The following is a 25,725-nucleotide window of genomic DNA, read 5'->3' on the forward strand; positions in this document are numbered from 1 at the left end:
TAGGTCATCGTCAAGCTTCTATCCCAAACCCCCGATCCGTGAAAACGGTTCGGGGGTTTGTCTATTAGTGAAAGCCATAGATTTCGGGATTGCGTCATGTGACGAGATCCCAACCGAATTGCTTGACGACCATAGAGCGTTGGAACCACCTGATCCCATCCCGAACTCAGTAGTGAAACGACGCATCGCCGATGGTAGTGTGGAGCTTCTCCATGTGAGAGTAGGTCATCGTCAAGCTTCTATCCAAAACCCCTGAATCGTGAAAACGGTTCGGGGGTTTGTCTTTTGTGTGCGGGAATTTTCGGGGGAGCGATCCACGACTCCAGCGGTGTTGAGCTTCCTACGATCAGCAAACGATGTGCTTGGAGCGTAGAACGACATACGCGCCCATAAAAAAGGCCACCTAGTAAGGTGGCCTTTTTGCATTCTGGAACTGTCAGTCGCCGCGGTACTCGCAACCACTGGTGCAGGTTTCGTGAATGCGAATGCGGGAGAGCTCCGGGAGCAAGGGCTTGAGTTCCTGCCAGATCCACTTGGCGAGGACTTCGCTGGTGGGGTTTTCCAGGCCGGGGATCTCATTGAGGTAGTTGTGATCGAGCTGTTCGTAGAGCGGCTTGAAGATTGCCTTGAGCTCGGAGAAATCGCGAATCCAGCCGGTATGGGGATCGGGCTCGCCCTCGATGTAAATAGCTACACGGAAGGAGTGGCCGTGAAGGCGACCGCACTTGTGGCCAGCGGGCACGTGAGGAAGCCGATGCGCGGCTTCGAAGATGAATTCCTTGAAAATTTCCACAGAAGTAACGCTCTTGAAGTGACGGCCAGTAATCTGGCCTAAGCAGGAAAGCCTCGATTTTACCAGCTCTCCGACGGCCTGACCGAAAAGACAGGCGCTGTCGGACGAGCTAGCCCTTCATTTGATTCCCAGCCGCTTGGCCAGACGCAGCAGGTTGGCCCGGTCCAGCCCTAGTTCGCGGGCTGCCGCGGCCCAGTTCTGCTGGTGGCTCTCCAGGCTGGCCAGGATCAGCTGACGCTGGTACTGGTCAACCGCTTCGCGCAGATCGCCTACCGCCAATGCTGTAGGTGCTTCTATCGGGTTACTGGCAGCGGTGGGCTGGCTGCTCGGCAGTGCGAGATCGTTGGCGGTCAGCGTGAGGATGCGGGGCCTCTCGGCGCACGCTGCCAGTGCCTTGAGGGCGGCGCGTCCGATCAGATGCTCAAGTTCTCGCACGTTGCCGGGCCAGTCATAACCGAGAAGGGCTGCCTGGGCATCCTGACTCAGGCGCAGGCTGCGCAGTCCGAGTCTGGCCCGATTTTCTTCGAGGAAGAAACCGGTCAGCAGCAGCACATCGCGGCCGCGTTCCCGAAGGGGAGGGACGCGCAAGGGATAGACACTGAGACGGTGATAGAGGTCGGCACGGAAACGACCGGCGCGCACCTCCTCCGCCAGGTCGCGGTTGGTGGCGGCAATGACGCGCACATTGACCCGGTGCTCCCTGTCCGAGCCCACGCGCTGCAATTGTCCGCTCTGCAGCACGCGCAGCAGCTTGGCCTGGATTGCCAACGGCAGTTCGCCAACCTCATCGAGGAACAGCGTGCCTTCGTTGGCCAGTTCGAACTTGCCCTTGCGATCATTCACCGCGCCGGAAAACGCGCCGCGCACATGGCCGAACAGTTCGCTCTCCACCAACGTATCAGGCAGGGCCGCGCAGTTGAGACTGATCAGCGGATGTCGGGAGCGCAGTGAGCGGCCGTGGATGGACTGGGCTACAAGCTCCTTGCCGACGCCGGTTTCGCCGCTGATCAGTACCGTGAGTTCGCTGCCTCCCACCAACTTGATCTCTTCCACCAGGGCTTTATGCGCGGCGCTCTGGCCGATCATTTCCGGCGAACGGACCTGGCCCGCTGCCTGGCGATACGCCTCCGCCAGTTGCTGTTCGTCCTGGGCGCGGCGGGTGAGGGTTTCCATGCGTTCGGTGGCTTTCACCGTAGCGGCGGCCAGGCTGGCGAAGCCTTCGAGGACATCCAGGTCCTGCCCGTCGAACCGCGACGGGTCCATGGCATCCAGTGTCAGCACCCCCCAGGGGCGGTCATCCAGATAAAGCGGGCAGCCCATGCAATCGTGGACTTCCAGATGCTCCTGGTGTCCTTCCACCAGGCCGTCGTAGGGGTCGGGCAAGCCGCAGTCGGCGGCGAAGCGGGTAACGCCGCGGTTATCCATCAGGGCTTGCAACCGAGGGTGCTCGGAGACCTTGAAGCGTCGCCCCAGAGTGTCCTGGCTGAGGCCGTCCACCGCCATTGGCACCAATTGATCGCCGTCCAGGCGGAGCAGGGCGGTGGCGTCGCAAGGCAGCAGCCCGCGCAGGGCTTCCAGGAGGCGTCGATAGCGCTCGCGCTCGGGAAGCTCCCGGGACAGATCACTGACCAGTGGGATCAACGTCTGCAGGAGGGGGTGAGTTGTCATTATGACTCCGGTATGTCGATATGACTCGTCGGCTAGTGTAGTCAAAAGAACACTTCAAAGTATAAGTTATTGATTTATAAGAAATAAAAAGTTGGCACGAAAGCTGGAATAGAACAGGCAGAAAGACCCAACCCAGATAGCGGAGTCCATATGCTCACCAGCCAACAACGTGCCATCGTCAAATCCACTGTTCCCCTGTTGGAGACAGGCGGGGAAGCGCTCACCAGTCACTTCTACAAGATCATGCTGGGTGAACACTCTGAAGTGCGCCCGCTGTTCAACCAGGCCCACCAGGCCAGTGGCGACCAGCCTCGCGCTCTTGCCAACGGCGTGCTGATGTATGCCCGTCACATCGACCAGCTCGAGGCCCTCGGTCCGCTGGTTGGCAAGATCATAAACAAGCATGTGGCTCTGCAGGTCCTGCCCGAGCACTATCCGATCGTGGGCAGCTGCCTGCTGCGCGCCATCCGTGAGGTGCTGGGCGCCGAAGTGGCGACTGATGAAGTCATCCAAGCCTGGGCCGCTGCCTATCAGCAACTGGCTGACCTGCTGATCGGTGCCGAAGAAGAAATCTACTCCGCCAGCGCTGCCGCCCCCGGTGGTTGGCGTGGCGCACGTTGGTTCCGCCTGGCGCGCAAGGAAGCGGAAAGCGCGGAAATCACCTCCTTCTACTTCGCTCCGGAAGATGGTGGTGAGCTGATGGAGTTCATCCCTGGCCAGTACATCGGTCTGCGCCTCAACCTCGATGGCGAGGAAGTGCGCCGCAACTACTCGCTGTCAGCCCTTGGCAACGGCCGCGAGTACCGCATCAGCGTCAAGCGCGAACAGGGCGGCCGGGTGTCCAACTATCTGCACGACCAGCTCCAGGTGGGTGATCGCATCGAATTGTTTGCCCCGGCTGGCGACTTCGTCCTGCGCCCCAGCAGCAAGCCCCTGGTGCTGATCACCGCAGGTGTAGGCATCACCCCGGCATTGGCGATGCTGGAAGCAGCGGAGGAAAGCGGCCGGCCGATCCATTTCATCCACTGCGCACGTAACGGGGCTGTACACGCCTTCCGCGACTGGATCGACACGAAGGTTGCCGCCATCCCGCAGCTCAATCGCTTCTTCTGCTACAGCGAGCCGCATGCTGATGACCAGCCCGATGCTACCGGCTTCCTCAGCCGTGAGCAGCTTGGCAATTGGTTGCCCGCCGAGCGCGACCTGGATGCGTACTTCCTCGGGCCGAAAGGCTTCATGTCCCAGGTGAAGAAGCACCTGCGTGATCTGGGTGTGCCCGAGAGCCAGTGCCACTACGAGTTCTTTGGACCGGCCAGCGCCCTGGAGGCCTGACCACAGCAGCCCGGCGCCAAGGCGGCGCCGGGCCTTCCAGCGAGGAGTGCAAGATCATGATCAGTCTGTTCGGATGCCCCCAGCGTTTGCTGCAACTGTCTCATCTGTTCCTCTGGACCGGCCTGTTCCAGCTCGTGCTGGGCATTGCCGGCGCTTATTACCTGGATGCCTACCTTGGGCTGCTGATGCTCATCGGCGCACACGGGATGGTCATCCTCGGGCCAACCCTGATCAAGCTCGGCTATGTCATGCGGCTGACCGCGCAATACCAGATGCGCAAGGAAGAGCGAGGGCTGGCCTATGCAGTTGCTTGATGCTTCTCGCGAGTTGGCTTTCCGGCCGCTCTGGCGCCTCGGTTTCCGTCCCTTCTTTCTCTTCGGCACGGCTTTCGCCCTGGTGGCCGTGCTGATCTGGCTGCTGGCGCTACATGGCCAGACCAGCGCATGGCAGCCAACCGGAGGCTGGCTCGCTTGGCACCGGCACGAAATGGTGTTCGGCTTCGGTGGCGCCATCATTGCGGGCTTTTTGCTGACCGCCGTTCAGAACTGGACCGGCAATCCTGGTTTGCGTGGGCCCGCTCTGGCTGCCCTGGCGATGCTGTGGCTGGCCGCTCGCCTGGCATGGCTATCGGGAGCGCCGGTAGCACTGGTTATTGCCCTTGAGCTGACTTTCCTGCCTGCCGTTGCCTTTGTGATGGGGCGCAGCCTCTGGCGTGTGCGCCAGCGCGGCAACTATCCGGTGGTAGCGGTGCTGACCTTGCTCGCCACGGCCGATGCACTGGTGCTCTGGGGGCTGGCGAACGGCAGCGATGCACTGCAGCGCCAAGGTGTGCTGGCGGCGCTCTGGCTCATCGCTGCGCTGATGGGGTTGATCGGCGGGCGAGTAATGCCCTTTTTCACCCAGCGCGGTCTGGGGCGAGCCCAGCAGGTGAAGGCCTGGCCTTGGCTGGACTGGAGCATGCTGCTGGGCGGCGTTCTATTGGCGGCAAGCTTTGCCTCCGGCCTGGGGCTGCGGCCTGAGCCATGGCTGGCCATCCCTTGCATGCTCCTGGGCTTCGGAAACCTGCTGCGTCTCGCGCGCTGGTACGACGCGGGAATCTGGCGGGTCGTGCTGCTCTGGCCGCTGCACCTGGCCTTCGCCTGGTTGGCTGCGGCGCCATTGGGATTGGCCGCCTGGCACCTCGGCATCCTGGCCAACCCAAGCCTGGCCCAGCACGCATTGGGTGTCGGTGCGATGGGAGGATTGATCCTGGCGATGATCGCCCGTGTAAGCCTTGGGCACAGTGGCCGGCCCTTGGAACCGTCGCGAGCAATGGGGGTGGCTTTCGCGCTGCTCAACCTGGGCGCTCTCGCTCGCGTGGTCCTGGTGCCGCTGGCCGGGTCTGACGCCCTCTGGTTGGCCGCGCTCTGCTGGATAGCAGCCTTTGCTTTGTTCCTGAGGTACTACGCGGTACTGCTGTGTACGCCAAGGCTGGACGGCAGGCCGGGTTGACCCGGTTCCGGGGCCACGTACGGGGCCGGGCAGGCGTTCAGCATGTCGCGCAGGTGGTGGGCGATGTAGTCCTGGAATCGCGCGTCGTTCCAGTATTCCAGGTGGCTCAAGGGTGTGTGGCGTCGGAACCACGACCCCACCGCCAGTGGCCGGTCCTCATGCACTACGGCGGCGTAACCCTGCACCGGACGCAGCGGGTAGCCGAGCAGGTCTGCCGGCGCATAGACGTTCAGCCAGCGTGCGGCCCGTGTCAGGCGTTCATCGAGGCAGTGGCCTGGAAAACGGATTGGCTGCACCGGGTCGTAGGCGAAGGTGAAGAGCGGGATGTTGCAGCCGAAGGTGACCAGGCAGGCCAGGGTCTCCATTGCGAGGAAGGGATCGCGCGGGCAGCTCGGGGTGGCGTTGAGCTTCTGCTGGTCCCAGATGTAGTTGGAGATGATGTGCCCGCCCAGAGAATGGGCCAGGACTACCAGTGGGGTGTTCGGCCCTACCTTGGCGCGCAGGGCGTTAAGGCCGTTGCGTACGCTCTGATGAACCTGCTCGTAAGTGTTGTCGTACGCCTGGCTGACTTTTCGGTAGCCGCTGGCATCACCGAGGAAGAGGGTGACCATGCGACGCATCCAGCGCCAGCGCACCGGTTCCTGTTCGAGTTTCTCCAGGTAGGCGAGCTCGCGTTTGTCCAGCACGTTCGCCCAGTAGAGCGACTGGAACGCAACATCCTCGGCCTCTACGCCCAGTCGCTTGCGCAGCCCCGCGATCAGTCCCTGGGCGAACGCGTGTTGCCCTTCGACGTTGCGTGCGTCCTGCTGGTTGCCGATGCCATGAATGATGGCTACAGCGAGTTTCATCCCTGTACTCCTTTCGCTCCATGCGTCTCAGGTCATAGGTTCTGCAATCGCTCCGCGAGTTTCCCGCTGTCCACCAGTTCGAGGAATTCGTCGCCCAGTCTCTGACTTTCGGCAATGGCCTTGCGCCAATAGCGTTCGCGCCCGGCATCGTCGCCGAGATAGCGCTTGAAATCCTTGCGGTCGGGCAGTTTGCCATGAGGTAGCGTGGCCAGATACTCGCGTGACGGAGAAATCAACAGCACGTCCTGAAGCCGCTCGGCATTGCCCTTGCGCCAGGGCAGGCCCTTGTCGAACCAGCCGGGTACCACCTTGTCGGTGAAGTGCGGATAGAGCACCACGCCGCCCGGGTTGTAGGGCAGGTCCAGGTGATAGTCGAGAAGGCCGCCATCGCGGTAGGTGCCTGGTCCGGCGCCTGGGATATCGCGCACGCCTTCCATCACCATGGGGATCGAGCCGGAGGCGAGCAGGGCATGGCGCAGGTTGCTCGCGTCCAGCGTGTGATAGCGCGAGGGGAAATCGGACAGCGTCGTCAGCGGTGGTGCCTGGCGCGTGTCGTGGAGGATGACCCGCTCGAAGTGACGAGCCAGATGCGGGCGGCCCAGCAGGTTGCTGCCGATTACCGATGACAGCCCCAACCCCAGTGCACTGCGCCGGTCATGGGCAAGCAGGCCGTGACTCTTCACCACCACCACGTTCAGGCGGTAATGGGGGTTGGCGAGTACCTGGGCATCCTGGTCCTGGAGCAGGTCGTCCAGCATCAGGCCGCAGAGGCGACTGACTTCCGCCATGCTCACGCCCTTGGGGAAGCGTTGGCTGGTGTAGAGCTCGCCCAGCCGGCGAATACCGTCGACTGAATTCGGCAGGCAGGCACTGGCGAAACGCCAGGAACCGATGGAGGCACCGATCAGTGCGCGTTCGCGCGGGGAGCGTGGTAGCCAGTCACCAAACAGCGCCAGGTCCAGGCCCTGGATTCCCAGTGCCTTGGGGCCGCCAGCCGCACCCGGCAGGATGCCGACATCGGCAGGCTTGAGGCCCTGCCCACGAATGTGCGCCTGGGCGCGGCGTCCAGCGCGCAGGGTGAGGGCAGGGAACTTGATCTGGATGGCGCTCATACAGGGCTCCTGAAAGCAAGGCAGCGATTATAGTGGCCACCCCGTCAAGGCCAAGCTTCTTCAGGGTATGAATGATCCTTCCCAAGTCTTAATGGGAATTCAGCTTCAATTAAGTCGTCCCCGGTATCTTGAGCCCATCGAAAGCACTCATTCCTCCGAGGAGATTACCCCATGAAGAAGCTTGCTGCCCTGTTCACCCTTGCTACTCTCGCCGCCACTGCCGGTATTGCCCAGGCGCGTGACCTTGGCCCGGACGAGGCCCTCAAGCTGCGTGACGCCGGGACCATCCAGTCGTTCGAGAAGCTCAATGCCGCAGCGCTGGCCAAGCACGCTGGCGGCACCATCAACGAAACCGAGCTGGAAGAGGAGTACGGCCGCTACATCTACCAGGTTGAGCTGCGCGACGCCCAGGGCGTGCAATGGGACCTGGAGCTTGATGCCACCAATGGCCAGATCCTCAAGGATCATCAGGACGACTGATGCGCTGGATCCTTCGCTACAGTGGGATCATCGCCCTGATCCTGGCCGTCTTCGCACTTGAGGCGATGGCCAGGGATCTGGATCAGGACGAAGCCCTCAGGCTCCGTGAAGAGGGTGTCATCCTGCCACTCGAACAGCTGTTGCGCAGCGCCCTGGGGCTTTACCCCGGGGCGCGCCTGCTGGAGGCCGAGCTGGAAGAGGAAGACGACGTCTACATTTACGAGGTTGAACTGGTCACCACCGATGGCACGGTGCGTGAACTGGAAGTGGACGCCCGTGACGGGCGCATTCTGAAGGACGAGGAAGACGACTGATGCGGTTGTTGCTGGTAGAGGATCATGTACCCCTGGCCGATGAGCTGACCACCAGCCTCGGTCGTCAAGGCTATGCCGTGGATTGGCTGGCCGACGGCCGCGATGCCTTGCACCAGGGGGCCAGCGAGCCCTACGACCTGATCATCCTGGACCTCGGCCTCCCTGGTAAACCTGGGCTCGAGGTCTTGCAGGAATGGCGCGCCGGCGGCCTGTCGACACCCGTGCTGATCCTCACTGCACGTGGCTCCTGGGCGGAGCGCATCGATGGTCTCAAGGCCGGCGCCGATGACTACCTGACCAAGCCCTTCCATCCCGAGGAACTGGCCCTGCGCATCCAGGCGCTGCTGCGTCGCGCGCACGGAATGGCGAACCAGCCGCAGCTGGAAGCGGCAGGCCTGCAGCTGGATGAAGGGCGCCAATGCGTCACTCGTAATGGAGAAGAGGTGCAACTCACCGCCGCTGAGTTCCGCCTGCTGCGCTACTTCATGCTGCACCCCGGCCAACTGCTCTCCAAGAGCCACCTGGCCGAGCATCTTTATGACGGCGAGACCGAGCGGGATTCCAATGTGATCGAGGTGCACGTCAATCACCTGCGACGCAAGCTCGGCCGAGATGTCATCGAGACGCGACGAGGGCAGGGCTATCGATTCACCGGTGAGGGCCGATGAGGTCGATCCAGCGTCGGCTCAGCCTTGGGCTGGTCGGCGTGCTGCTACTGGTGGGGCTGGTTCTGGCGCAGACCAGCCTCTGGTTGTTCGACCTGGGGTTGCGACGCTATCTGGCCGAGGGGCTGCGCAGTGAGGCCGAACTCCTGCTGGGCTCTCTGGTACGTGGCCAGACCGGCATCCAGCTTGATGAAAAACGACTCAATCCTGCCCATCAGCAGCCTTATTCCGGCCGCTATTTCATCATCCAGCTGGATGACGAACCTTGGCGCTCGCGCTCGCTCTGGGATGCCGAACTCCCTATGCCAGCGAACAAGGGGTTGGCCGAAGGCTTGTTGCCAGGGCCCGATGATCAGGAGCTGCTGGCCTGGCGCGGTGATTATCGCCGCTTCGGTCGCCAGGTACGGATAGTCGTCGCCCAGGACTACACCCCCGTGCTGGAAAGCTTTCGTCGCGTGCGCTGGATGGGCCTCGCCCTTGGCGCGGCCGGACTGCTGCTGATCCTCACCTTGCAGCGCATTACCGTGCGCCGGGCCTTGCGTCCGCTGGAGGAGGTTCGCCAGCAGATCGCCCAGCTGCAACAGGGGCAACGCAGCGAGCTGGACAGCCAGGTGCCCGAGGAGCTGGAACTCTTGGTAACGCAGATCAACCGGCTGCTCAGTCACACCGAAGACACCCTCAAGCGTTCCCGCAACGCCCTGGGTAACCTTGGGCACGCGTTGAAAACGCCGCTGGCGGTGCTCGTCAGCCTGGCCAACCGGGAAGAGCTGCGTGACCAGCCGGAGCTGCGCGCGATCCTGCGCGAACAGCTGGAGCAGATCGAGCAGCGCCTGGGCCGTGAACTGGGACGTGCGCGTCTGGCGGGGGAGGCGTTGCCTGGGGCGCATTTCGATTGCGCCGAAGAGCTACCAGGCCTGTTTTCCACCCTGGCGATGATCCATGAACGTGGGTTGGACCTGGACTGGGACGTCCCCGAAGGCCTGCGCCTGCCCTGGGACAGGGAAGACCTGCTGGAGCTGCTCGGTAACCTGCTGGATAACGCCTGCAAATGGGCGGAAACCCAGGTCAACCTGACGATTCGTGGCGGAGCGGATGGCTACAGCCTGATGGTGGACGATGACGGCCCGGGCATTGCCGAAGACAAGCGCGAAGAAGTCATCGGCCGTGGCGCGCGCCTGGACGAGCAGGTGGCGGGTCACGGCCTGGGGCTTGGCATCGTGCGAGACATAGTCGAGTCCTGGAATGGTCGCCTGAGCCTGCAGGAAAGTCCGCTGGGTGGATTGCGGGTAAGGATCGAGCTCCCTGCGGCAATGACACCGTAGGGGCGCTTCTCCTGTGGGGACGATTTCAATCGCCAGTTGGACCGAAGGTTCGCCCTTCAACCTCGATGGGGCAGCTGTGCTGCCCTTGGCAAATGAGTTCGCCCCTACATTGATTTGCAGCGCCTCGCATCAGCGCAGCCAACGAGCAATCCGTTGCAGCACTTGCAGACGGCGGCTTTCCCAGTCCCCTTCGATCACTTCATATCGCTGGCCGGTGCCATCCAGCCAGCTCCTGCAATCCTCGAAGAACGTCATTCGATCCGCTAATTCAGGCTGGCAGCGCTGGCCGTCGTCCACCCATTCAACGCGCTGCGGACTCAACAACAGGTGCAGGTCGTAGCTGCGCGACAGTAGCTCGCGCTCCAGCCACTCTGGGCAGTCTTTGAATAGCTTGCGGCTCCAGAGGATGTTGCTGAGCAGGTGGGTATCGAGAATCAGCAGGGGCGGCGCCTTGGCGCGGGCATTGTCTTCCCATTCGAGCTGCCCGCGGGCAATGGCTGGGATGTCGGCATAACAGGTGTCACGCTGTTCGCGCTCGATAAAGTGGCGTACGTACTCCCCCACGAGCAGGCCGCCGAATTCAGCCTGGATCGTCGCCGCCAGCCAGCTCTTGCCGCTGGATTCAGGCCCCGTCAGTACCAGCACTTTCATGCTGCGGCTGGCGCCAGCTCGCGCCTCCAGGTGCGCCAGCCCTGCACGGCCAGCAGGGTGAAAAGCCCATAGAGCGCGGCGGTTAGATAAAGCCCCTTGCTGAGGAAGAGCAGGACGAAAAGCACGTCCAGTACGATCCAGAGCAGCCAGCATTCGACACGCTTGTGTGCCATCCAGAACTGGGCCACCAGGCTGAAGGCGGTGAGCGCGGCATCCCACCAGGGCGCTGCGGCGTCGGTCCAGGTTGCCATGACAAATCCCAACACAAGACTACCGACGGCTCCGGAAAAAACACCCAAGGCTAGCGGTTGCGTGCCCAGGCGGCTGACCTGGCGACCGTTGTGCAGCGTGCCGCCGCGGGTCCATTGCCACCAGCCGTAGAGCTGAAGAACGGCGTAGACCAGTTGCAGGAGCATGTCCGAGTAGAGCTTCACTTCGAAGAAGATCCAGCTGTACATCAGAACCATGACCAGGCCGATGGGCCAGCACCACGGGTTCTGCCTGACGGTGAGCCAGACCGCCAGCACGCCCAGGCTGGCGGCGATGAGTTCGAGAGGGGACACCCGGTCGATTCCATGGAAGAAAGCCGTCGATTGTAACGGCTCGCTCCAGTTTCGGTTGGGACAGCTACACGCGGAACTGTCCCAGCAGTTGGTTGAGCTGCTCGGCCAGTTGTCCGAGGCGCTGGCTGGCGCCTGTGGTCTGTTCGGCCGCACTGGCGCTGTCGTGGGCCAGGCCGGCAGCCTGGGTGACGTTCTGGTTGATGTCCTCCACCACGTGGGATTGCTGCAACGTAGCGCTGGCAATCGAGGCGTTGAGACCTGTCAGGGTGCGCAGCACCTGGGCGATCTGCGCCAGGCTCTCGCCGGCCTGGCTGGCCTGGTCCACCGTGGCGCGGGAGGCGCGGTTGCTTTCGTCGATCACCTGAACTGCTGCCGCGGAGTTCTGCTGCAGGCGTTCGATCATGACCTGGATTTCTGCGGTCGACTTCTGGGTTCGCTGGGCCAGCAGGCGAACTTCATCGGCCACCACGGCAAATCCACGGCCCTGCTCGCCGGCCCGGGCGGCTTCGATGGCGGCATTCAGTGCCAGCAGGTTGGTCTGTTCGGCAATTGAACGGATCACTTCCAGCACACTGCCGATCTGGGCGCTTTCCTGAGCCAGCGTCTGGATGACGTCCACCGCCTTGGTGATGGTGGTGGAGAGTTGGTCGATCTGTCGCAGGCTGCTGTCGATGTTGTCATGGCCCTGGCGCGCCTGCTCTTCGGCGTGACGCACTTCACTGGCCGCATGCTCGGCGTTCTTCGCCACGTCCTGCACGCCGTAGGTGACTTCGTTGATGGCGGTGGCCACTTGCTCCATTTGCAGCGATTGCTGCTCGCTCTGGCGCAGCCCGTTGCTGGCAATGCCGTCGAGGCTGCTCGCGGCCTGGTCGAGGGCGTTTGCGGCGTCCAGGGACTGGCGGATCACGCCTCGCAGTTTTCCTGTAAAGGCATTGAAGTGACCGCCCAGGGCCGTGATCTCGTCGCGGCCTTGGGTATCCAGGCTGCTGGTGAGGTCGCCCTCGCCGCTGGCAATGTTGGCCATCGCGGAAACCACTTCGTCCAGCGGACGGGTGATGCTGCGCGCGATGACGATGACCAGCAGCGCCATCACGATGGCAATGGCCAATCCCACCAATGAGGCGCGCATGGCCTGATCACGGAACTCCACCTGCATGTCGTCGATGTAGATGCCCGAGCCGATTACCCAGCCCCAGGGGGCGAACAACTGGACGTAGGAAACCTTCGGCACCGGGTCGCTCGCACCCGGTTTGGGCCAGCGGTACTCGACGAAGCCAGCGCCCTGAGCCTTGGCAACGCGCGCCATTTCATTGAACAGCGCCTTGCCGTCCGGGTCCTTGTAGCCGGAGAGATCCTGGCCCTCCAGTTTGGCGTTGGTCGGGTGCATGATCATGCGCGGCGTCAGATCGTTGATCCAGAAGTAGTCGCCCTTGTCGTAACGCAGGACGCGGACTGCCTGCATCGCTTGCTTCTGCGCTTCTTCGCGGGGCAGGGTGCCTGCGGCTTCCTGGGACTGGTAGTACTGCAGCACGCCCACTGCGGTCTCGACCACATGGCGGGTCTTCTGCTCCTTACCCTGGTAGAGGTCGTCGTAGATCTGCTGCAGCATCAGCACGCCAAGGGTGACCAGCATGAATACCGCGACGATGAGGATCAGCCAGAGACGGCGGCTGATCGGCAGGTTGCGCAAGCTGTGCATGGGGCGGGAACTCCTGGTTTCTTGTTATTGGTTACGTGCCTGAAGCAGAGCAGTCCGCGTGGCTGATTTCAATCAGCCTTTAGCCGCGATTTCCAATGGGCTCTCTGTTAGCATTTCGGCGCTTCGGGGCAAAGCTGAAGGCTCGTTCGTCCCCGGAACCCGCACGTCGGTGCCCGGTCTCATCGCCGAACCGCACATTTGCGCCACCAGCCAACTGCATGCACGTAACGAAAAGGCCGCCAGCAGAGCGCGCCTCGGGGGAGATTTTCGATGGATTTGTGGACGGCCTTGCAGGCCATCATTCTGGGGATTGTCGAGGGCCTGACGGAGTTCCTGCCGATCTCCAGTACCGGCCACCAGATCGTGGTCGCGGACCTGCTGGGATTCACCGGTGAACGGGCGATCGCCTTCAACATCATCATCCAGCTCGCAGCCATTCTCGCCGTTGTCTGGGAATATCGACGCAAGATCTTCGACGTCGTCGTCGGCCTGCCCACACAGCGCAACGCCCAGCGCTTCACCCTCAACCTGCTGGTGGCCTTCTTCCCGGCAGTGATCCTGGGGGTGGCGTTCTCCGACATCATTCACCACTACCTGTTCAACCCCATCACCGTTGCGTCGGCCCTGGTGGTCGGTGGCGTGGTCATTCTCTGGGCGGAGCAGCGTCAGCATCGCGTAGAGGCCGAATCCGTAGATGAAATGACCTGGAAGCATGCACTCAAGGTTGGTTGCGCACAGTGCCTGGCGCTGGTTCCGGGCACCTCCCGCTCGGGTGCGACCATCATTGGCGGGCTGCTCTTCGGTCTGTCGCGCAAGGCGGCCACCGAGTTTTCCTTCTTCCTCGCCATGCCCACCATGGTCGGCGCGGCAGTCTACTCGGGCTACAAGTATCGCGACCTGTTCCAGCCGAGCGACCTGCCGGTGTTCGCCCTGGGCTCCGTGGTGTCGTTCATCTTCGCCATGATCGCCGTGCGCAGTCTGCTGAAGTTCATTGGTAGCCACAGTTACGCGGCGTTCGCCTGGTATCGCATCGGCTTCGGCCTGTTGATCCTGGCGACCTGGCAGTTGGGGCTGATCGACTGGTCCACTGCACAGCCCTGATTGGTTTGATGTGCCGGGAAGGCGCGCCACATGGTGCGCCTTCTGCGTTTCAGGGGGTGGGGAATTCGAGGATGAAGCGTGTCCAGCCATTGGCGGATTCGCAGCGGATTTCGCCGCCATGGGCGCGCACGATGGAGCGGGTGATGGCCAGGCCCAGGCCGGCATGCTCACGACCTTCGCGGCGCGCGGGGTCGGCACGGAAGAAACGGTCGAACAGGCGCGGCAGCAATTCCGGGCGGATATCCTCGCCGTTGTTGGCCACCGTCAGGTTCAGGCCGTTGGTGTGTCTGACCAGCTCTACTTCGATGCGGCCACCTTGCGGGGTGAAGCGCAGCGCGTTGTCCAGCAGGTTGGATAGCGCACGGCGCAGCATTTCCCGGTCGGCGTTCAACTGGCCGTCGCCATGGCGGACCATGGTCACCTCCGCCTCCTCGGCAAGGGGGCTGAAGTAATCCAGCAGCACGTCCAATTCGTCGCCCAGCTCCAGTGTCTTTCTGTTGGTGGCCAGCAAGCCGTGCTCGGCCTTCGCCAGGAACAGCATGTCGCTGACCATTTGCGCCAGGCGCTGGAGTTCTTCCAGGTTGGAATGCAGGGTCTCGCGATATTCATCTGAAGGGCGATCCTGGCTGAGGATTACCTGCGTCTGGGTCAGCAGGTTGGACAACGGTGTGCGCAGTTCATGGGCGATATCGGCGGAGAAGGCCGAGAGCCGCTGAAAGGTGTCGTCCAGGCGCGCCAGCATGGCGTTGAAGGCGCGCACCAGTTCCACCAGCTCCGGGGGAACCTGATCGTCCGCCAGCCGAGCGGTCAGGGAATTGGCAGACACCCCAGCGGCTACTTCGGCCATACGGTGCAAGGGGCGTAGGCCTCTACGTGCAGCCCAGGCGCCAAGCAGCGCCGTGGCAAGGGCGGAGAGCCCCACTGTAAGCCAGATCAGCCGCTGCATGCGTTCGAGGAAATGCTGGTGATGAGTGATGTCCAGCGCTAGCGAAAGGCGCGGCGAATCCGGGTCCTGGGGCCGCAATGGCGCGCTGTACACCCGGTAGTCGATGCCATCCTGCTGCCAGTCATGCAGCCCATCACGACCTGGTGCGCGCAGGCCGTCCGCGCTGTTGAACCAGTAGTTGCCGTCGCGGCCCTCCAGACGCAAGGCAAGGTCCGGATGCAGACGCAGCTCTGTCTGCAGAGCCTCCAGTCGGGGCGCCAGAGCAGCAAGGCTGTCGACGTCATTGACCAGGGCACGAAACGCGGTCATGCGGATTTCCAGCAATTGCTGGTCGAGTTCGACGAAGTGCGCTTCGCTGGCGCGGCTGAAGAGGACGCCGGCAATCAGCGAGACGGCCGCCGTGCACGCGGCGAAGAGCAGGCCCAGGCGGGCGGTGAGTGAGAGTCTGCGCATCAGCCTTCGCGCGCCTCCAGCACGTAACCCATGCCGCGCACGGTATGGATCAGCTTGGTGGGGAAGTCGTCATCGAGCTTTGCCCGCAGTCGGCGGACGGCGACCTCGATTACGTTGGTTTCGCTGTCGAAATGCATGTCCCAGACTTCGGCGGCGATCAGTGTCTTGGGCAGGACTTCGCCCTGGCGGCGCAGCAGAAATTCCAGCAGGGCGAACTCCTTGGTCGTCAGGTCGATGCGTCGGCCGCCGCGTTCGACCCTGCGGCTTAGCAGGTCCAGGTGCAGGTCGGCGAACTCCAGGCTGGATTCCTGCGGGGCGCTGGCGCCGCGGCGGAGCAGGGTGCGCACACGGGCGAGGAGTTCGGCGAAGGCGAAGGGTTTGATCAGGTAGTCGTCGGCACCGAGTTCCAGGCCGTGGACGCGCTCGTCCACCGCGTCCCGTGCGGTCAGGAACAGCACCGGCACCTGCAGCCCGGCCTGGCGTAGGCTGCGCAGTACCTGCCAGCCGTCGAGGCCGGGAAGCATCACGTCGAGGATGATCAGGTCATAGCCGCCCGCGAGTGCCAGGTCGCGGCCCTCCAGTCCGTTGGTGACGAGGTCGGCAGCCAGGCCGGCCTCGCTCATGCCCTGGCGCAGGAACTGGCCGGTCTTGGGTTCATCTTCGACTATCAGTAGTTTCATGAGGAGCTCGTTGCTTGGGCTGGCGCGTTATATCGCGCCTTTGGAATGCGCGGGGCAAGCTGACAAAGTTGTAATGCAGGAGCACCGTTGGTGCCGTGGATTTTTCAGCAACCGCGCGGCTGTATACAATTGCGCGATTTCCGCACTTCAGGTCTTCCCGTCAATGCATCACCCCGCCGAACACTCGCCGCTGGGCAAGTCCAGCGAGTACGTCAGCACCTACAGCCCGGAGCTGTTGTTTCCCATCTCCCGCGTGACCAAGTGGAACGAACTGGGCCTGACTGCCGCGACCTTGCCGTACCAGGGCGTGGATTTCTGGAACTGCTACGAGCTGTCATGGCTGACTCCGTCCGGCAAACCGGTCGTGGCGATCAGCGAGTTCGCCATTCCTGCTGATTCGCCCAATATCATCGAATCCAAGTCGTTCAAGCTGTACCTCAATTCGCTGAACCAGTCCGTCTTTGCCAATGCCTCCGAGCTTGAGCAGGTGCTGGCGCGGGACCTGAGCGCGGCAGCGGGTGCTCCGGTCGCCGTACGGGTGCGCAGCCTGGCCGAGGTCGAAGCCGAAGGTGTCGCGGCTTCGCCCGGCGTCTGCATCGACGAGTTGGATATCGCCATCGACCGTTACGAACACCCGCAGCCCGAACTGCTTCGTGCCGAAGGCGGCCGGCAGGTGGACGAGGCGATTCACAGTCATCTGCTGAAGTCCAATTGTCCGGTCACCGGCCAGCCGGACTGGGGCACGGTGGTGGTGGAATATCGTGGGTCCAGGCGCCTGGATCACGCGAGCTTCCTCGCCTACCTGGTGAGCTTCCGCCAGCATGCTGACTTCCATGAGCAGTGCGTTGAGCGCATCTTCCTTGACCTCAAGCGGCTGTTGGAGCCGGAAGTGCTGACCGTCCATGCGCGTTATGTGCGTCGCGGCGGACTGGATATCAATCCCTACCGCAGCACCCATCCGGTGCAGACTGACAATCGTCGTCTGGTTCGGCAGTGACAAAAACCCCGACTCGAAGTCGGGGTTTTGTTTTGTGGTGAGGCTAGATACCCATGTTCGCGAGGCTTTGCATGATGTTGCGCAAGGTCCCGGCAAGGGTAGGGTGACGGGTCTCGAAGCGCTCGACGGCCAGGTTGACCCCGTCCACCAGATTGGCGTCCGGCGCCATGGCGGCATCGTGCGCCAGACGCAGTTCGATTTCCTGCATCAACTCGATCAGCGATGCGCGCTCCTCCGCATCCAGCGGCGGTTCCTCGGCCAACTGGTCGCGCAGTTGTTGCAGTTGCTGCTGCAGGCGTTCAGGCATGTCTTTCTCCCTTTGCGAATGTCTCAGGAGTGGACCTTCTGAGGAATTCAAAGGTCCCTCATGCCTTAGAGATTAATCCAGGCAAGACGGACCTGCCTGATTCGGATCAAGCCTGAAACAAATGTTTGGGGGTCAGGGTTTTTCGCCCTTCTCGCGCCGGTAGGCGAGGTCTGCCAGGCAGGGCGCCAGCTCGCCAAGGTGGTCGATCACTGAATGGGCGCCCAGGCGATACAACTCCAGGGTGGCAGTGGCACGCAGGCGGTCGCGCTCTGTGCCATCCAGGGCTCGCCAGTCCGCCGGTGCCAGCCCGCATAGGGGGCCGCTGGCGGCGAGGCCAATGGTCCAGATTCCGGCGTTCAATCCCGACTCCAGCAGGCGCGGATTGGCGCTCACCAGCACACAGCCGTCGAGGTGCGGTACACCAAGGCCAGACAGCGCTTGCCAGCAGTTGTCTGGCGCTGGCCAGGGGCGTGTTCCATTGGATTCGCTGCCCTTCATCCAGGTGGGGAGGGGCGCAGCCAGACGCCAACACACCTGCGCGGGCAACTCGTCGAGCCAGGCACAGGGCACTCCGTAGCCATCGACGAGCGCCGCCAGCTCGTCCAGGCCAGGGACGGCTTCAGCGTGCTCGCTGGCGGCGTCCAGCAGCTGTTGCAGGAAGGCCTGGTGCAGCGCTTCGCTGGCAGGAGCTCCCAGCGCATGGTCGAGGGCGGCACGTGGAGGTAGGGCGGCGGCTTCGGCCAGACGCGGGGCCAGACAGTCTGGCAGCAGTCGGCCCAGGGCAAGGGGCAGGGTGCGGGCACCGAAGTCCACGAGACAGCCAGAGAGGCCGAAGAGGAAGGCGGTGAAGGCGGGCGATTGGCTTTGAGGCATCTGCGTCATCCTGACGAGGTCTGGCGCAGGCTAGCGGCTCGGGATGACAGCAACGTTACTGCCGCTTGCCGGCCCCCATGGCCAGGCGCAGGTCATCTGGCACCGGTACCGATCTGTCGGTTGCGTGATCGATCCAGACCAACTTGCAGTGCCCTTCGCCATAGAGCGTCGCCGGGGCTTCCAGAGTGCTCAGGCGGTGTTCCAGCACCAGGCTGCTTTTGCCCACGGCCCCAGCGTAGAGCTCTATGACAACAGTGGCGGGATGCACCACCGGCTTGAGGTAGGTATGCAGGGTCTGCAGAACGACGGGGCCTTGGGACACATTGTTCATGGCGATGCCCAGACTTTCGAACCAGGCGACCCGGGCTTCTTCCAGGTACTGGATGTAAAGGGTGTTGTTGACGTGTCCGTAGCTGTCCATGTCACCCCAGCGGACGGGAATGTGAGCAACATGAAGCAAGGTTTTTTCCGGCATGCTGGCTGTTCGCTATGCTGTCCAAATGGGGCGATGGCCTTATACTGCGCGCCTTTCTCATGGGTGGCGGCGGCGGGCCGCCACACTACTTTTCTCAAGGAGAGTCTGCAATGCAATTGATCGGCGCTCGGTGGCTCGATCGTCTGGGCCGTGCTCTAGCCTGTGTCACCCTGGCAGTGCTGCCCATCGCTGCGAATGCCGCGGAAGAGGACCCTTGGGAGGGTTTCAATCGCGTGATGTTCCGCTTCAATGACACCCTTGATACCTACGCCCTGAAACCCGTTGCCAAGGGCTATCAGACCGTGACCCCGCAGTTCCTTGAAGATGGGATCCACAACGTCTTCAACAACGTCGGTGACGTCGGCAATCTGGCCAACGACCTATTCCAGGCCAAGTTCCACAATGCTGGTGTCGACACCAGCCGCCTGGTGTTCAACACCACCTTCGGCCTGTTGGGCTTCTTCGACGTGGCCACTACGATGGGCCTGCAGCGCAACGATGAAGACTTCGGCCAGACGCTCGGCTACTGGGGCGTGAGCAGCGGGCCGTACCTGGTCATCCCGTTCCTCGGCCCAAGCACCGTGCGCGATGCCGGCGGCAAGGTGCCGGATTCGTTCCTCGAACCCTATCCCTACATCGACCATGTGCCGACCCGCAACGTCACCCGTGCCGTGGACGTGGTGGATACCCGCGCCAGCCTGTTGTCAGCCGAGAAGCTGATTACCGGCGACAAGTACATCTTCATTCGCAATGCCTACCTGCAGAACCGCGAGTTCAAGGTCAAGGACGGCGAGGTCGAAGACGATTTCTGAGCCCCAGCCGGAATCAGCGGCATGAAAAAGGCGACCCCGAGGTCGCCTTTTTCGTTTCCAGCTATTGCACCTAGCGGAGAGCCAGAATGGCCAGGCCGAAGAGGCGACTGCCATCCGTGCCTTCGCCGATGCGAACCACTTCGGCATCGGCTTCCAGCCCCTTGAGCGAACTGTGCTCGGAAGGAATGAGCACCCGGACGCAATCTCCCACGCTGAGTTTGGCGCTCGCTTCGAGCTGCATGCCGCTGCTGGAAAGGTCCAGGCAAAGGGCAGGGTACTGCTGGCCGGCGTGCTCCAGGACGGCTTTGGTCTGCACCTGCATCCTTATGAAATCGCGCTTCTCGCTGTAGTTGCGGTCGTCCAGGCTCACGCGCTGATCCTCTTGTCGTCATGGAGTGGGGCCGAACCCCTTATAACTTCCAGCGATTTTGGGTGTAAAGGCAGAGTCCAACTCGCGGCGCAAGCTTGAATCGCCCTGCGGATGGGAGTACCGTCTGCGCCGTAAAGCGAACCCCCGTACTCGTGCTCGGGCCTTAGGTCGGGTGCTACAACAACCCATCCCTGGCGCCGTTTGCCTGGATACTCCATGCACAATCCCAGTGCCAAGCTGCTGATTATTGATGACGACGAGGTAGTGCGCGCGAGCCTCGCGGCCTATCTGGAAGACAGTGGATTCAGCGTTCGGCAGGCCAGTAACGGCCTGCAAGGGCTGCAGGTTTTCGAGCAGGAGCGCCCGGATCTGGTGATCTGCGACCTGCGCATGCCTCAGGTCGATGGCCTGGAGCTGATCCGTCGCATTTCCGAACTGGAAGCAGAAACCCCGGTTATCGTGGTCTCCGGTGCCGGCGTCATGAGCGACGCGGTCGAAGCCCTGCGTCTGGGGGCTGCGGATTACCTGATCAAGCCCCTGGAAGACCTGGCCGTTCTCGAGCACTCGGTGCGCCGCGCTCTCGATCGTGCGGCCCTGCGTCTGGAGAACCGCCGCTACCGCGAGAAGCTGGAGTCGGCCAACCGCGAATTGCAAGCCAGCCTGCACTTGCTGCAGGAAGACCAGAACGCCGGGCGCCAGGTGCAGATGAACATGCTGCCGGTGACGCCCTGGGAAGTGGACGGCCTGCGTTTTGCCCACCAGATCATTCCGTCGCTGTACCTTTCCGGGGACTTCGTCGACTACTTTCGAGTAGATGAGCGTCGGGTTGCCTTCTATCTGGCGGACGTTTCCGGCCATGGCGCTTCCTCGGCGTTCGTAACCGTACTGCTCAAGTTCATGACGACGCGCCTGCTCTACGAGTCCCGGCGCAATGGCATGCTGCCCGAATTCAAGCCTTCCGAGGTGTTGGGGCACATCAACCGTGGCCTGATCAACACCAAGCTGGGCAAGCACGTGACCATGCTGGGTGGCGTGATCGACGAAGAGAATGGCCAACTGACCTATAGCATTGGCGGGCACCTGCCGCTGCCGGTGCTCTACAGCGAGGGCAAGGCCACTTACCTGGCGGGCAAAGGTTTGCCGGTGGGGCTGTTTGAAGAGGCGAGCTATGATGACCGTGTCATCGACCTGCCGTCGTCTTTCAGCTTGACCTTGCTCTCCGATGGGATCCTGGACCTTTTGCCTGGGGATACCCTCAAAGATAAAGAAGCCGCGCTACCAGATATGGTCTGTGAGGCAGGTGGCAGTCTGGATGGCTTGCGACAAGTATTTGGGCTGGCCAGCCTGGGCGAGATGCCGGATGATATCGCCTTGCTGGTGTTGAGCAGGAACCTTGCATGAGTACCGGTAAAATCCAGTTTGCCGAGCAGGAAGGGACATTCGTCCTGAAGTTCGTCGGAGAAATACGACTGACCCTGTGTTCGGCCCTGGATGCGACCATTGAAAAGATCTTCTCGGCGCTGAATTTCTCGGCGATCGTGATCGACCTGACCGAAACCCAGAGTATCGACAGCACTACGCTTGGCCTGTTGGCCAAACTGTCGATTCTTTCGCGGCAGAAGGTTGGACTGTTGCCCACGGTAGTGACCACCCATCCCGACATCACACGGCTGCTGCAGTCGATGGGATTCGATCAGGTGTTCAATATCGTTGGGACGCCAGTGCCTTGCCCTGAGTGTCTTGAGGATCTGCCTCCGCAGGATCAAACCGAGGATGTGGTCCGCACCAAGGTGCTGGAGGCCCACCGCATTCTCATGGGGCTCAACGAATCCAATCGTGAAGCCTTCCACGACCTGGTCAGTGCCCTCGAACGCAGCTGATCCGTCGCGTATTCTTCCTTAAATGAAAACGCGCGCAGCCCACAAAGGCTGCGCGCGTTCTCGTTTCAGCGACGCGAGGCGAGGAGGGCTTCCAGTTTCTCCTGGTCGCGCGCGAACAGGCGGATGCCTTCGGCCAGCTTCTCGGTGCCCATGGCATCTTCGTTCAGCTGCCAACGGAAAGCTGTTTCGTCCAACACAACGCGGGCTTCTGCTACGTTGCCTGGCGCCAGGTTGCGTCCGAGCGCGCCCTGGTCGTCTGCCAGCTTCTGCAGCAGCTCGGGGCTGATGGTCAGGCGGTCGCACCCGGCGAGGGCTTCGATCTGCCCGAGGTTGCGGAAGCTCGCCCCCATTACCACGGTCCCGTAGCCATTGGCCTTGTAGTAGCGGTAGATGCGCGAGACGGACTGCACGCCCGGGTCTTCGTCACCAACGTAGTCGCGGCCCTCGGCTTTCTTGTACCAGTCGTAGATACGGCCGACGAAGGGGGAAATCAGGAACACCCCAGCATCGGCACAAGCCGCCGCCTGGGCGAAGGTGAACAGCAGGGTCAGGTTGGTCTGGATACCCATACGTTCCAGTTGTTCGGCGGCGCGAATGCCTTCCCAGGTGGAAGCGATCTTGATCAGCACGCGTTCGCGGCCAATGCCGGCTTCTTCGTACAGACCGATGAGACGCTCGGCTCGGCGCAGGGTGGCATCGGTGTCAAAGGAGAGGCGGGCATCCACCTCAGTGGAGATGCGGCCTGGAATTACCTTGAGTATTTCCTGGCCGACAGCTACGCCAAAGCAGTCGCAAGCCAGGCCCAGGTCAGCGCCGGCTACGGCAACCGCCTTGTCGAGTAGCTCGGCATAGCGTGGCATTGCGGCGGCTTTCAGCAGCAGGGAAGGGTTTGTGGTTGCGTCGACGGGCTTCAGGCGGGCGATTGCATCCAGGTCGCCGGTGTCGGCAACGACGGTGGTGTACTGCTTGAGTTGGTCCAGCTTGGAGGTCATGGCGAAACCTTGTCGTGGCGGATGGACTGACCTTACCCGAGCCGCAGGGGCTGCTCAACGGGGGCGTAAGGGCTTTTTTACAGGCCATTGGCCTGCCCATATCAAGAGACTCGGGAAAGGGGGGCTCAGGTTCCCGAGAGAAAAAGATTTCGCATTTTCATTGCGGTTTTTTCGCACTCGTCCGTCTACATCTGTGAGACCCCGAAAATTTCGAGAAACAGGCAGCAGGGAGATTCGGCCAGAGGCTCTGCAGTACGCAGGTCATTGATCAATAAGGAGATATTAATGCGAGTACACGCCTTGCTCCGGGCCAAGCCTATCGTCCCGCAGCACATCAGCCTGAAGGTCGAAAGGAGCCCACCGAGCCTTGAACAACGTCAATTGCGGCAGATGCTGCAGCAGGAGGGGCTGAAGACCAGCATGCCGCGCCTCAAGGTGCTGGAGATCCTCTGCCAGGTCTTCCTGGAAGGTGATGACATCCCCAGTCGCTTTCTCCACGAACGCCTGGTTGACGCGGGCGAACCGCTGTCCCTGGTCAGCGTGCGCCTGGTGCTGGGAAGGATGGTGGACAGTGGCCTGGTGGCTGCCCGAGGCGGCAGCCGATATTGTCTGGCGCCGGCCTGGGAAGCCTCGATCTTGGCTCAGCGGCCGCGCAGCAGCCCGGCGGCCTGATCCAGTAGTGCCAGCGGGTCGGCGGTCTTGTGCACGTCGACTGACAACAACTGGCGGAAGCGCCGGGCTCCAGGGAACCCCTGGCCCAGACCGAGAACATGGCGGGTGATGTGGTGCATCACGCCGCCGTCCTGGATGTGGCGCTCGATATAAGGACGCATGGCCTCGAGGGCTTCGACTCGACTGATTTGCGGACCTGCGGCGCCGAACAGCGCGGCATCCACCTCGGCCAGCAGATAGGGGTTGTGGTAGGCCTCGCGGCCCAGCATCACGCCATCAAAGGTCTCAAGGTGGCCACGGCACTCATCCAGCGTCTTGATACCGCCGTTGAGGATGATTTCCAAATCCGGGAAATCTCGTTTCAGCTGTGCTGCCACGTCATAGCGCAGAGGTGGAATCTCCCGGTTTTCCTTGGGCGAGAGGCCTTCCAGGATGGCGATACGGGCATGCACGGTGAAACTACGGCAACCTGCGTCGCGCACCTTGCCGACGAAGTCGCAAAGCTCTTCGTAGCTGTCGCGGCCGTTGATGCCGATCCGGTGCTTTACCGTCACCGGGATCTCCACCGCATCCAGCATCGCCTTCACACAATCTGCCACCAGGGCAGGATGGCCCATCAGGCAGGCGCCGATCATGTTGTTCTGCACGCGGTCGCTGGGGCAGCCGACGTTCAGGTTCACTTCGTCATAGCCCGCGTCCTGGGCCATCTTCCCGCAGGCAGCCAACTCCGCTGGCACACTGCCACCCAGCTGCAGCGCCAGCGGGTGCTCCGTTTCGTCGTGACGCAGGAAGCGCTCATGGTCGCCATTAAGCAGGGCGCCAGTGGTCACCATCTCGGTGTAGAGCAGGGCATGCCGGGAGAGCTGGCGCAGGAAGAAACGACAGTGCCTATCTGTCCAGTCCATCATCGGCGCCACGGAGAAGCGGCGGGACAGGGCAGGGCGCGTGGTTACTGGCTTTGAGGCTGATTCTAGGGGCATTCTGGTACTTCTGATTTCCAACCGTTTTCTGCCGTTTCCGCTTGTTTTTGGGATGTCACTGGTACAATGTACCAACCCAGAAGGCTCATGTACCAAATCACCTATGGCGACTATCAGAAAGCGGAAACGCAAGGACGGGACGTTCGGCTATACGGCGCAGATCCGGATCATGCGCGATGGCCAGCAAGTCTATCAGGAAAGCCAGACCTTCGACCGCCAGCAGGCAGCCAAGGCCTGGGCGACCAAGCGCGAAGCGGACCTGGGGGCGCCGGGTGCGATCGAGCGCGCTAGTCGCGATGGCATCACGATCAAAGAGATCATCGAGCAGTATCTGGAGGAGTACGAGCGCATCCGCCCGCTTGGCAAGACCAAGCGCCAGGCGCTCAAGGCCATCAGCGACACCTGGATCGGTGAGGTGGCTGACCAGGACCTGACCAGCCAGAAGCTGGTGGAGTTCGCCCAGTGGCGAATGACCAAGGCGGGCGGCGGCGTGCAGGCGCAGACGGTCGGGAACGACCTGGCGCACCTGGGGGCCGTGCTCTCGGTGGCGCGCCCGGCGTGGGGCTATGAGATCGATCCGCATGCCATCGGCGACGCCCGCAAGGTATTGCGAAAGCTGGGGGCTGTCAGCCGCAGCAAGGAGCGCTCCCGGCGTCCCGCCGTCAAGGAGCTGGACAAGATCCTGACGCACTTCTTCGAGCTACTGCGCTGGAAGCCCACAGCCATCCATATGCCGAAGGTCATCGCCTTCGCTATCTTTTCGACCCGTCGCCAGGAAGAGATTACCCGCATTCGCTGGGAAGACCTGGACGTGGCTAGTCAGACGGTGCTGGTGCGGGACATGAAGAACCCCGGGCAGAAGATCGGCAACGATGTCTGGTGCCATCTGCCGGACGAGGCAATGGCGATCATCGAGACGATGCCCAAGGACTGCCCGGAGATCTTCCCCTATAACGGTAATTCCATCGGCACCTCATGGCGCAATGCCTGCAAGTTCCTCGAGATCGAGGACCTGCACTTCCACGACCTGCGCCACGATGGTGTCAGTCGTCTATTCGAAATGGATTGGGATATTCCGCGTGTGGCCAGCGTGTCGGGCCACCGGGATTGGAACTCGCTGCGGCGCTATACGCACCTGCGAGGGAGAGGAGACCCCTATCAGGGGTGGAGTTGGCTGGAGAAGATCATTGCGGCGCCCGTTGAATTGGGCGCGCGAGTACAACGGAAAGGGGAGGACTAGCGCCTCCCC

Annotated in this window: 29 protein-coding genes and 1 rRNA gene; 15 read left to right on the forward strand and 15 right to left on the reverse strand. The window is 62.3% G+C overall.

Translation table 11 applies throughout. From position 1 onward, the window contains the following. Positions 1–121: 121 nt before the first annotated feature. A 5S ribosomal RNA gene (gene rrf, locus E8E75_RS12490) occupies positions 122–237 on the forward strand. Positions 238–436: 199 nt separating this feature from the next. On the opposite strand, the gene queD is transcribed toward rrf, so the two are convergent. Together queD and norR are read right to left on the reverse strand one after the other, a co-directional pair. Continuing rightward, positions 437–793 carry a 6-carboxytetrahydropterin synthase QueD gene (queD, locus tag E8E75_RS12495; RefSeq protein ID WP_120650420.1) on the reverse strand — a complete coding sequence of 119 codons (357 nt, stop codon included), beginning with the start codon at positions 791–793 and terminating at the stop codon, positions 437–439. Positions 794–910: 117 nt separating this feature from the next. Continuing rightward, entirely contained in the window at positions 911–2,461 is a 1,551-nt protein-coding gene (gene norR, locus E8E75_RS12500; RefSeq protein ID WP_153920772.1) for a nitric oxide reductase transcriptional regulator NorR, read from the reverse strand. A 150-nt stretch (positions 2,462–2,611) separates the two neighbouring features. Between norR and hmpA the strand changes: the two genes are divergently transcribed. From hmpA to E8E75_RS12515, 3 genes are read left to right on the forward strand one after another with little or no spacing between them, the layout of a single operon-like run. Continuing rightward, on the forward strand, positions 2,612–3,793 hold the full coding sequence (gene hmpA / locus E8E75_RS12505; RefSeq protein ID WP_120650424.1) for an NO-inducible flavohemoprotein: 1,182 nt from the start codon (positions 2,612–2,614) through the stop codon (positions 3,791–3,793). Positions 3,794–3,849: 56 nt separating this feature from the next. Next, positions 3,850–4,107 carry a transmembrane sensor/regulator PpyR gene (locus E8E75_RS12510; RefSeq protein WP_153920769.1) on the forward strand — a complete coding sequence of 86 codons (258 nt, stop codon included), beginning with the start codon at positions 3,850–3,852 and terminating at the stop codon, positions 4,105–4,107. Beyond that, positions 4,094–5,284, forward strand: a complete 1,191-nt coding sequence (locus E8E75_RS12515) for an NnrS family protein (RefSeq protein WP_153920767.1) — start codon at positions 4,094–4,096, stop codon at positions 5,282–5,284. Before E8E75_RS12510 ends, E8E75_RS12515 begins: the two co-directional genes overlap by 14 nt. Here E8E75_RS12515 and E8E75_RS12520 read toward each other — a convergent pair. Together E8E75_RS12520 and E8E75_RS12525 are read right to left on the reverse strand one after the other, a co-directional pair. Then, a complete protein-coding gene (locus E8E75_RS12520; RefSeq protein ID WP_153920765.1) occupies positions 5,236–6,132 on the reverse strand; it encodes a hypothetical protein in 897 nt (298 codons plus the stop codon). The genes E8E75_RS12515 and E8E75_RS12520 overlap by 49 nt on opposite strands. 32 nt (positions 6,133–6,164) lie before the next feature. Continuing rightward, positions 6,165–7,244 carry a patatin-like phospholipase family protein gene (locus tag E8E75_RS12525; RefSeq protein WP_153920763.1) on the reverse strand — a complete coding sequence of 360 codons (1,080 nt, stop codon included), beginning with the start codon at positions 7,242–7,244 and terminating at the stop codon, positions 6,165–6,167. Positions 7,245–7,415: 171 nt separating this feature from the next. Here E8E75_RS12525 and E8E75_RS12530 point away from each other — a divergent pair, with 171 nt between their 5' ends. The 4 genes from E8E75_RS12530 to E8E75_RS12545 are packed head-to-tail and all read left to right on the forward strand — an operon-like array spanning position 7,416 to position 10,025. Beyond that, positions 7,416–7,724, forward strand: coding sequence for a PepSY domain-containing protein (locus E8E75_RS12530; RefSeq protein ID WP_077526139.1), 309 nt, complete (start codon positions 7,416–7,418; stop codon positions 7,722–7,724). Beyond that, the gene (locus E8E75_RS12535) at positions 7,724–8,038 is read left to right on the forward strand and encodes a PepSY domain-containing protein (protein ID WP_120650434.1); all 315 of its coding nucleotides are present in this window, start codon (positions 7,724–7,726) and stop codon (positions 8,036–8,038) included. The genes E8E75_RS12530 and E8E75_RS12535 overlap by 1 nt, the downstream gene beginning before the upstream one ends. Further along, a complete protein-coding gene (locus tag E8E75_RS12540) occupies positions 8,038–8,706 on the forward strand; it encodes a response regulator transcription factor (RefSeq protein WP_120650436.1) in 669 nt (222 codons plus the stop codon). Before E8E75_RS12535 ends, E8E75_RS12540 begins: the two co-directional genes overlap by 1 nt. Beyond that, entirely contained in the window at positions 8,703–10,025 is a 1,323-nt protein-coding gene (locus E8E75_RS12545) for a sensor histidine kinase (protein ID WP_153920761.1), read from the forward strand. Before E8E75_RS12540 ends, E8E75_RS12545 begins: the two co-directional genes overlap by 4 nt. A 129-nt stretch (positions 10,026–10,154) precedes the next feature. On the opposite strand, the gene E8E75_RS12550 is transcribed toward E8E75_RS12545, so the two are convergent. The 3 genes from E8E75_RS12550 to E8E75_RS12560 form a co-directional block, all read right to left on the reverse strand. Then, positions 10,155–10,676 carry an AAA family ATPase gene (locus E8E75_RS12550; protein ID WP_153920759.1) on the reverse strand — a complete coding sequence of 174 codons (522 nt, stop codon included), beginning with the start codon at positions 10,674–10,676 and terminating at the stop codon, positions 10,155–10,157. Then, on the reverse strand, positions 10,673–11,239 hold the full coding sequence (gene pnuC / locus E8E75_RS12555; RefSeq protein WP_280358990.1) for a nicotinamide riboside transporter PnuC: 567 nt from the start codon (positions 11,237–11,239) through the stop codon (positions 10,673–10,675). Before pnuC ends, E8E75_RS12550 begins: the two co-directional genes overlap by 4 nt. 64 nt (positions 11,240–11,303) lie before the next feature. Then, on the reverse strand, positions 11,304–12,938 hold the full coding sequence (locus E8E75_RS12560) for a methyl-accepting chemotaxis protein (protein ID WP_153920757.1): 1,635 nt from the start codon (positions 12,936–12,938) through the stop codon (positions 11,304–11,306). Between the two features lie 270 nt (positions 12,939–13,208). On the opposite strand from E8E75_RS12560, the gene E8E75_RS12565 reads away from it, so the two are divergent. Next, positions 13,209–14,039: an undecaprenyl-diphosphate phosphatase gene (locus E8E75_RS12565; RefSeq protein WP_120650445.1), complete on the forward strand. Its 831-nt coding sequence runs from the start codon at positions 13,209–13,211 to the stop codon at positions 14,037–14,039. A 49-nt stretch (positions 14,040–14,088) separates the two neighbouring features. Here E8E75_RS12565 and E8E75_RS12570 read toward each other — a convergent pair whose 3' ends face one another. Together E8E75_RS12570 and E8E75_RS12575 are read right to left on the reverse strand one after the other, a co-directional pair. Next, positions 14,089–15,438: a heavy metal sensor histidine kinase gene (locus E8E75_RS12570; protein WP_153920755.1), complete on the reverse strand. Its 1,350-nt coding sequence runs from the start codon at positions 15,436–15,438 to the stop codon at positions 14,089–14,091. Further along, positions 15,438–16,118: a heavy metal response regulator transcription factor gene (locus E8E75_RS12575; RefSeq protein ID WP_153920753.1), complete on the reverse strand. Its 681-nt coding sequence runs from the start codon at positions 16,116–16,118 to the stop codon at positions 15,438–15,440. The genes E8E75_RS12570 and E8E75_RS12575 overlap by 1 nt, the downstream gene beginning before the upstream one ends. Positions 16,119–16,281: 163 nt before the next feature. Here E8E75_RS12575 and queF point away from each other — a divergent pair, with 163 nt between their 5' ends. Continuing rightward, positions 16,282–17,115: an NADPH-dependent 7-cyano-7-deazaguanine reductase QueF gene (gene queF / locus E8E75_RS12580; protein ID WP_153920750.1), complete on the forward strand. Its 834-nt coding sequence runs from the start codon at positions 16,282–16,284 to the stop codon at positions 17,113–17,115. Between the two features lie 43 nt (positions 17,116–17,158). On the opposite strand, the gene E8E75_RS12585 is transcribed toward queF, so the two are convergent. From E8E75_RS12585 to E8E75_RS12595, 3 genes are all read right to left on the reverse strand, one after another. Continuing rightward, positions 17,159–17,422 (reverse strand): DUF4404 family protein, encoded by a 264-nt coding sequence (locus E8E75_RS12585; RefSeq protein ID WP_120650454.1) that lies wholly within the window; start codon positions 17,420–17,422, stop codon positions 17,159–17,161. Positions 17,423–17,554: 132 nt separating this feature from the next. Beyond that, on the reverse strand, positions 17,555–18,295 hold the full coding sequence (locus tag E8E75_RS12590; RefSeq protein ID WP_153920748.1) for an HAD family phosphatase: 741 nt from the start codon (positions 18,293–18,295) through the stop codon (positions 17,555–17,557). 55 nt (positions 18,296–18,350) lie between these two features. Continuing rightward, positions 18,351–18,770, reverse strand: a complete 420-nt coding sequence (locus tag E8E75_RS12595; protein WP_120650458.1) for a thioesterase family protein — start codon at positions 18,768–18,770, stop codon at positions 18,351–18,353. 110 nt (positions 18,771–18,880) lie between these two features. Here E8E75_RS12595 and E8E75_RS12600 point away from each other — a divergent pair, with 110 nt between their 5' ends. Beyond that, positions 18,881–19,582 (forward strand): VacJ family lipoprotein, encoded by a 702-nt coding sequence (locus E8E75_RS12600; RefSeq protein WP_120650460.1) that lies wholly within the window; start codon positions 18,881–18,883, stop codon positions 19,580–19,582. A gap of 70 nt (positions 19,583–19,652) precedes the next feature. Here E8E75_RS12600 and E8E75_RS12605 read toward each other — a convergent pair whose 3' ends face one another. Next, positions 19,653–19,952 carry a PilZ domain-containing protein gene (locus E8E75_RS12605; RefSeq protein WP_280358994.1) on the reverse strand — a complete coding sequence of 100 codons (300 nt, stop codon included), beginning with the start codon at positions 19,950–19,952 and terminating at the stop codon, positions 19,653–19,655. Between the two features lie 216 nt (positions 19,953–20,168). Between E8E75_RS12605 and rssB the strand changes: the two genes are divergently transcribed. Next, positions 20,169–21,353, forward strand: coding sequence for a two-component system response regulator RssB (gene rssB / locus E8E75_RS12610; RefSeq protein WP_120650463.1), 1,185 nt, complete (start codon positions 20,169–20,171; stop codon positions 21,351–21,353). Beyond that, positions 21,350–21,832 (forward strand): anti-sigma factor antagonist RssC, encoded by a 483-nt coding sequence (gene rssC, locus E8E75_RS12615; protein ID WP_077526154.1) that lies wholly within the window; start codon positions 21,350–21,352, stop codon positions 21,830–21,832. Before rssB ends, rssC begins: the two co-directional genes overlap by 4 nt. Positions 21,833–21,897: 65 nt before the next feature. Here rssC and tal read toward each other — a convergent pair whose 3' ends face one another. Next, positions 21,898–22,824, reverse strand: a complete 927-nt coding sequence (tal, locus tag E8E75_RS12620) for a transaldolase (RefSeq protein WP_120650465.1) — start codon at positions 22,822–22,824, stop codon at positions 21,898–21,900. Positions 22,825–23,109: 285 nt separating this feature from the next. On the opposite strand from tal, the gene E8E75_RS12625 reads away from it, so the two are divergent. Further along, positions 23,110–23,496: a hypothetical protein gene (locus tag E8E75_RS12625; RefSeq protein ID WP_153920746.1), complete on the forward strand. Its 387-nt coding sequence runs from the start codon at positions 23,110–23,112 to the stop codon at positions 23,494–23,496. On the opposite strand, the gene dusA is transcribed toward E8E75_RS12625, so the two are convergent. Next, positions 23,466–24,476, reverse strand: a complete 1,011-nt coding sequence (gene dusA / locus E8E75_RS12630) for a tRNA dihydrouridine(20/20a) synthase DusA (RefSeq protein ID WP_280358998.1) — start codon at positions 24,474–24,476, stop codon at positions 23,466–23,468. The two genes, E8E75_RS12625 and dusA, sit on opposite strands and share 31 nt — an antisense overlap. A gap of 103 nt (positions 24,477–24,579) precedes the next feature. Between dusA and E8E75_RS12635 the strand changes: the two genes are divergently transcribed. Further along, entirely contained in the window at positions 24,580–25,716 is a 1,137-nt protein-coding gene (locus E8E75_RS12635; protein ID WP_280359000.1) for a tyrosine-type recombinase/integrase, read from the forward strand. The last annotated feature ends 9 nt before the right edge of the window (positions 25,717–25,725 follow it).

Source organism: Pseudomonas sp. BN606 (assembly GCF_029873115.1).
Classification (GTDB): Bacteria; Pseudomonadota; Gammaproteobacteria; order Pseudomonadales; family Pseudomonadaceae; genus Metapseudomonas.

What these genes read in the sequence shown, in the direction of transcription:
- norR (WP_153920772.1), bottom strand. Translation starts at nt 2,461, where the DNA reads ATGACAACTCACCCCCTCCTGCAGACGTTGATCCCACTGGTCAGTGAT.
- hmpA (WP_120650424.1), top strand. Translation starts at nt 2,612, where the DNA reads ATGCTCACCAGCCAACAACGTGCCATCGTCAAATCCACTGTTCCCCTG.
- E8E75_RS12510 (WP_153920769.1), top strand. Translation starts at nt 3,850, where the DNA reads ATGATCAGTCTGTTCGGATGCCCCCAGCGTTTGCTGCAACTGTCTCAT.
- E8E75_RS12515 (WP_153920767.1), top strand. Translation starts at nt 4,094, where the DNA reads ATGCAGTTGCTTGATGCTTCTCGCGAGTTGGCTTTCCGGCCGCTCTGG.
- E8E75_RS12520 (WP_153920765.1), bottom strand. Translation starts at nt 6,132, where the DNA reads ATGAAACTCGCTGTAGCCATCATTCATGGCATCGGCAACCAGCAGGAC.
- E8E75_RS12525 (WP_153920763.1), bottom strand. Translation starts at nt 7,244, where the DNA reads ATGAGCGCCATCCAGATCAAGTTCCCTGCCCTCACCCTGCGCGCTGGA.
- E8E75_RS12530 (WP_077526139.1), top strand. Translation starts at nt 7,416, where the DNA reads ATGAAGAAGCTTGCTGCCCTGTTCACCCTTGCTACTCTCGCCGCCACT.
- E8E75_RS12535 (WP_120650434.1), top strand. Translation starts at nt 7,724, where the DNA reads ATGCGCTGGATCCTTCGCTACAGTGGGATCATCGCCCTGATCCTGGCC.
- E8E75_RS12540 (WP_120650436.1), top strand. Translation starts at nt 8,038, where the DNA reads ATGCGGTTGTTGCTGGTAGAGGATCATGTACCCCTGGCCGATGAGCTG.
- E8E75_RS12545 (WP_153920761.1), top strand. Translation starts at nt 8,703, where the DNA reads ATGAGGTCGATCCAGCGTCGGCTCAGCCTTGGGCTGGTCGGCGTGCTG.
- E8E75_RS12550 (WP_153920759.1), bottom strand. Translation starts at nt 10,676, where the DNA reads ATGAAAGTGCTGGTACTGACGGGGCCTGAATCCAGCGGCAAGAGCTGG.
- E8E75_RS12560 (WP_153920757.1), bottom strand. Translation starts at nt 12,938, where the DNA reads ATGCACAGCTTGCGCAACCTGCCGATCAGCCGCCGTCTCTGGCTGATC.
- E8E75_RS12565 (WP_120650445.1), top strand. Translation starts at nt 13,209, where the DNA reads ATGGATTTGTGGACGGCCTTGCAGGCCATCATTCTGGGGATTGTCGAG.
- E8E75_RS12570 (WP_153920755.1), bottom strand. Translation starts at nt 15,438, where the DNA reads ATGCGCAGACTCTCACTCACCGCCCGCCTGGGCCTGCTCTTCGCCGCG.
- E8E75_RS12575 (WP_153920753.1), bottom strand. Translation starts at nt 16,118, where the DNA reads ATGAAACTACTGATAGTCGAAGATGAACCCAAGACCGGCCAGTTCCTG.
- queF (WP_153920750.1), top strand. Translation starts at nt 16,282, where the DNA reads ATGCATCACCCCGCCGAACACTCGCCGCTGGGCAAGTCCAGCGAGTAC.
- E8E75_RS12585 (WP_120650454.1), bottom strand. Translation starts at nt 17,422, where the DNA reads ATGCCTGAACGCCTGCAGCAGCAACTGCAACAACTGCGCGACCAGTTG.
- E8E75_RS12590 (WP_153920748.1), bottom strand. Translation starts at nt 18,295, where the DNA reads ATGCCTCAAAGCCAATCGCCCGCCTTCACCGCCTTCCTCTTCGGCCTC.
- E8E75_RS12595 (WP_120650458.1), bottom strand. Translation starts at nt 18,770, where the DNA reads ATGCCGGAAAAAACCTTGCTTCATGTTGCTCACATTCCCGTCCGCTGG.
- E8E75_RS12600 (WP_120650460.1), top strand. Translation starts at nt 18,881, where the DNA reads ATGCAATTGATCGGCGCTCGGTGGCTCGATCGTCTGGGCCGTGCTCTA.
- rssB (WP_120650463.1), top strand. Translation starts at nt 20,169, where the DNA reads ATGCACAATCCCAGTGCCAAGCTGCTGATTATTGATGACGACGAGGTA.
- rssC (WP_077526154.1), top strand. Translation starts at nt 21,350, where the DNA reads ATGAGTACCGGTAAAATCCAGTTTGCCGAGCAGGAAGGGACATTCGTC.
- tal (WP_120650465.1), bottom strand. Translation starts at nt 22,824, where the DNA reads ATGACCTCCAAGCTGGACCAACTCAAGCAGTACACCACCGTCGTTGCC.
- E8E75_RS12625 (WP_153920746.1), top strand. Translation starts at nt 23,110, where the DNA reads ATGCGAGTACACGCCTTGCTCCGGGCCAAGCCTATCGTCCCGCAGCAC.
- dusA (WP_280358998.1), bottom strand. Translation starts at nt 24,476, where the DNA reads ATGCCCCTAGAATCAGCCTCAAAGCCAGTAACCACGCGCCCTGCCCTG.
- E8E75_RS12635 (WP_280359000.1), top strand. Translation starts at nt 24,580, where the DNA reads ATGGCGACTATCAGAAAGCGGAAACGCAAGGACGGGACGTTCGGCTAT.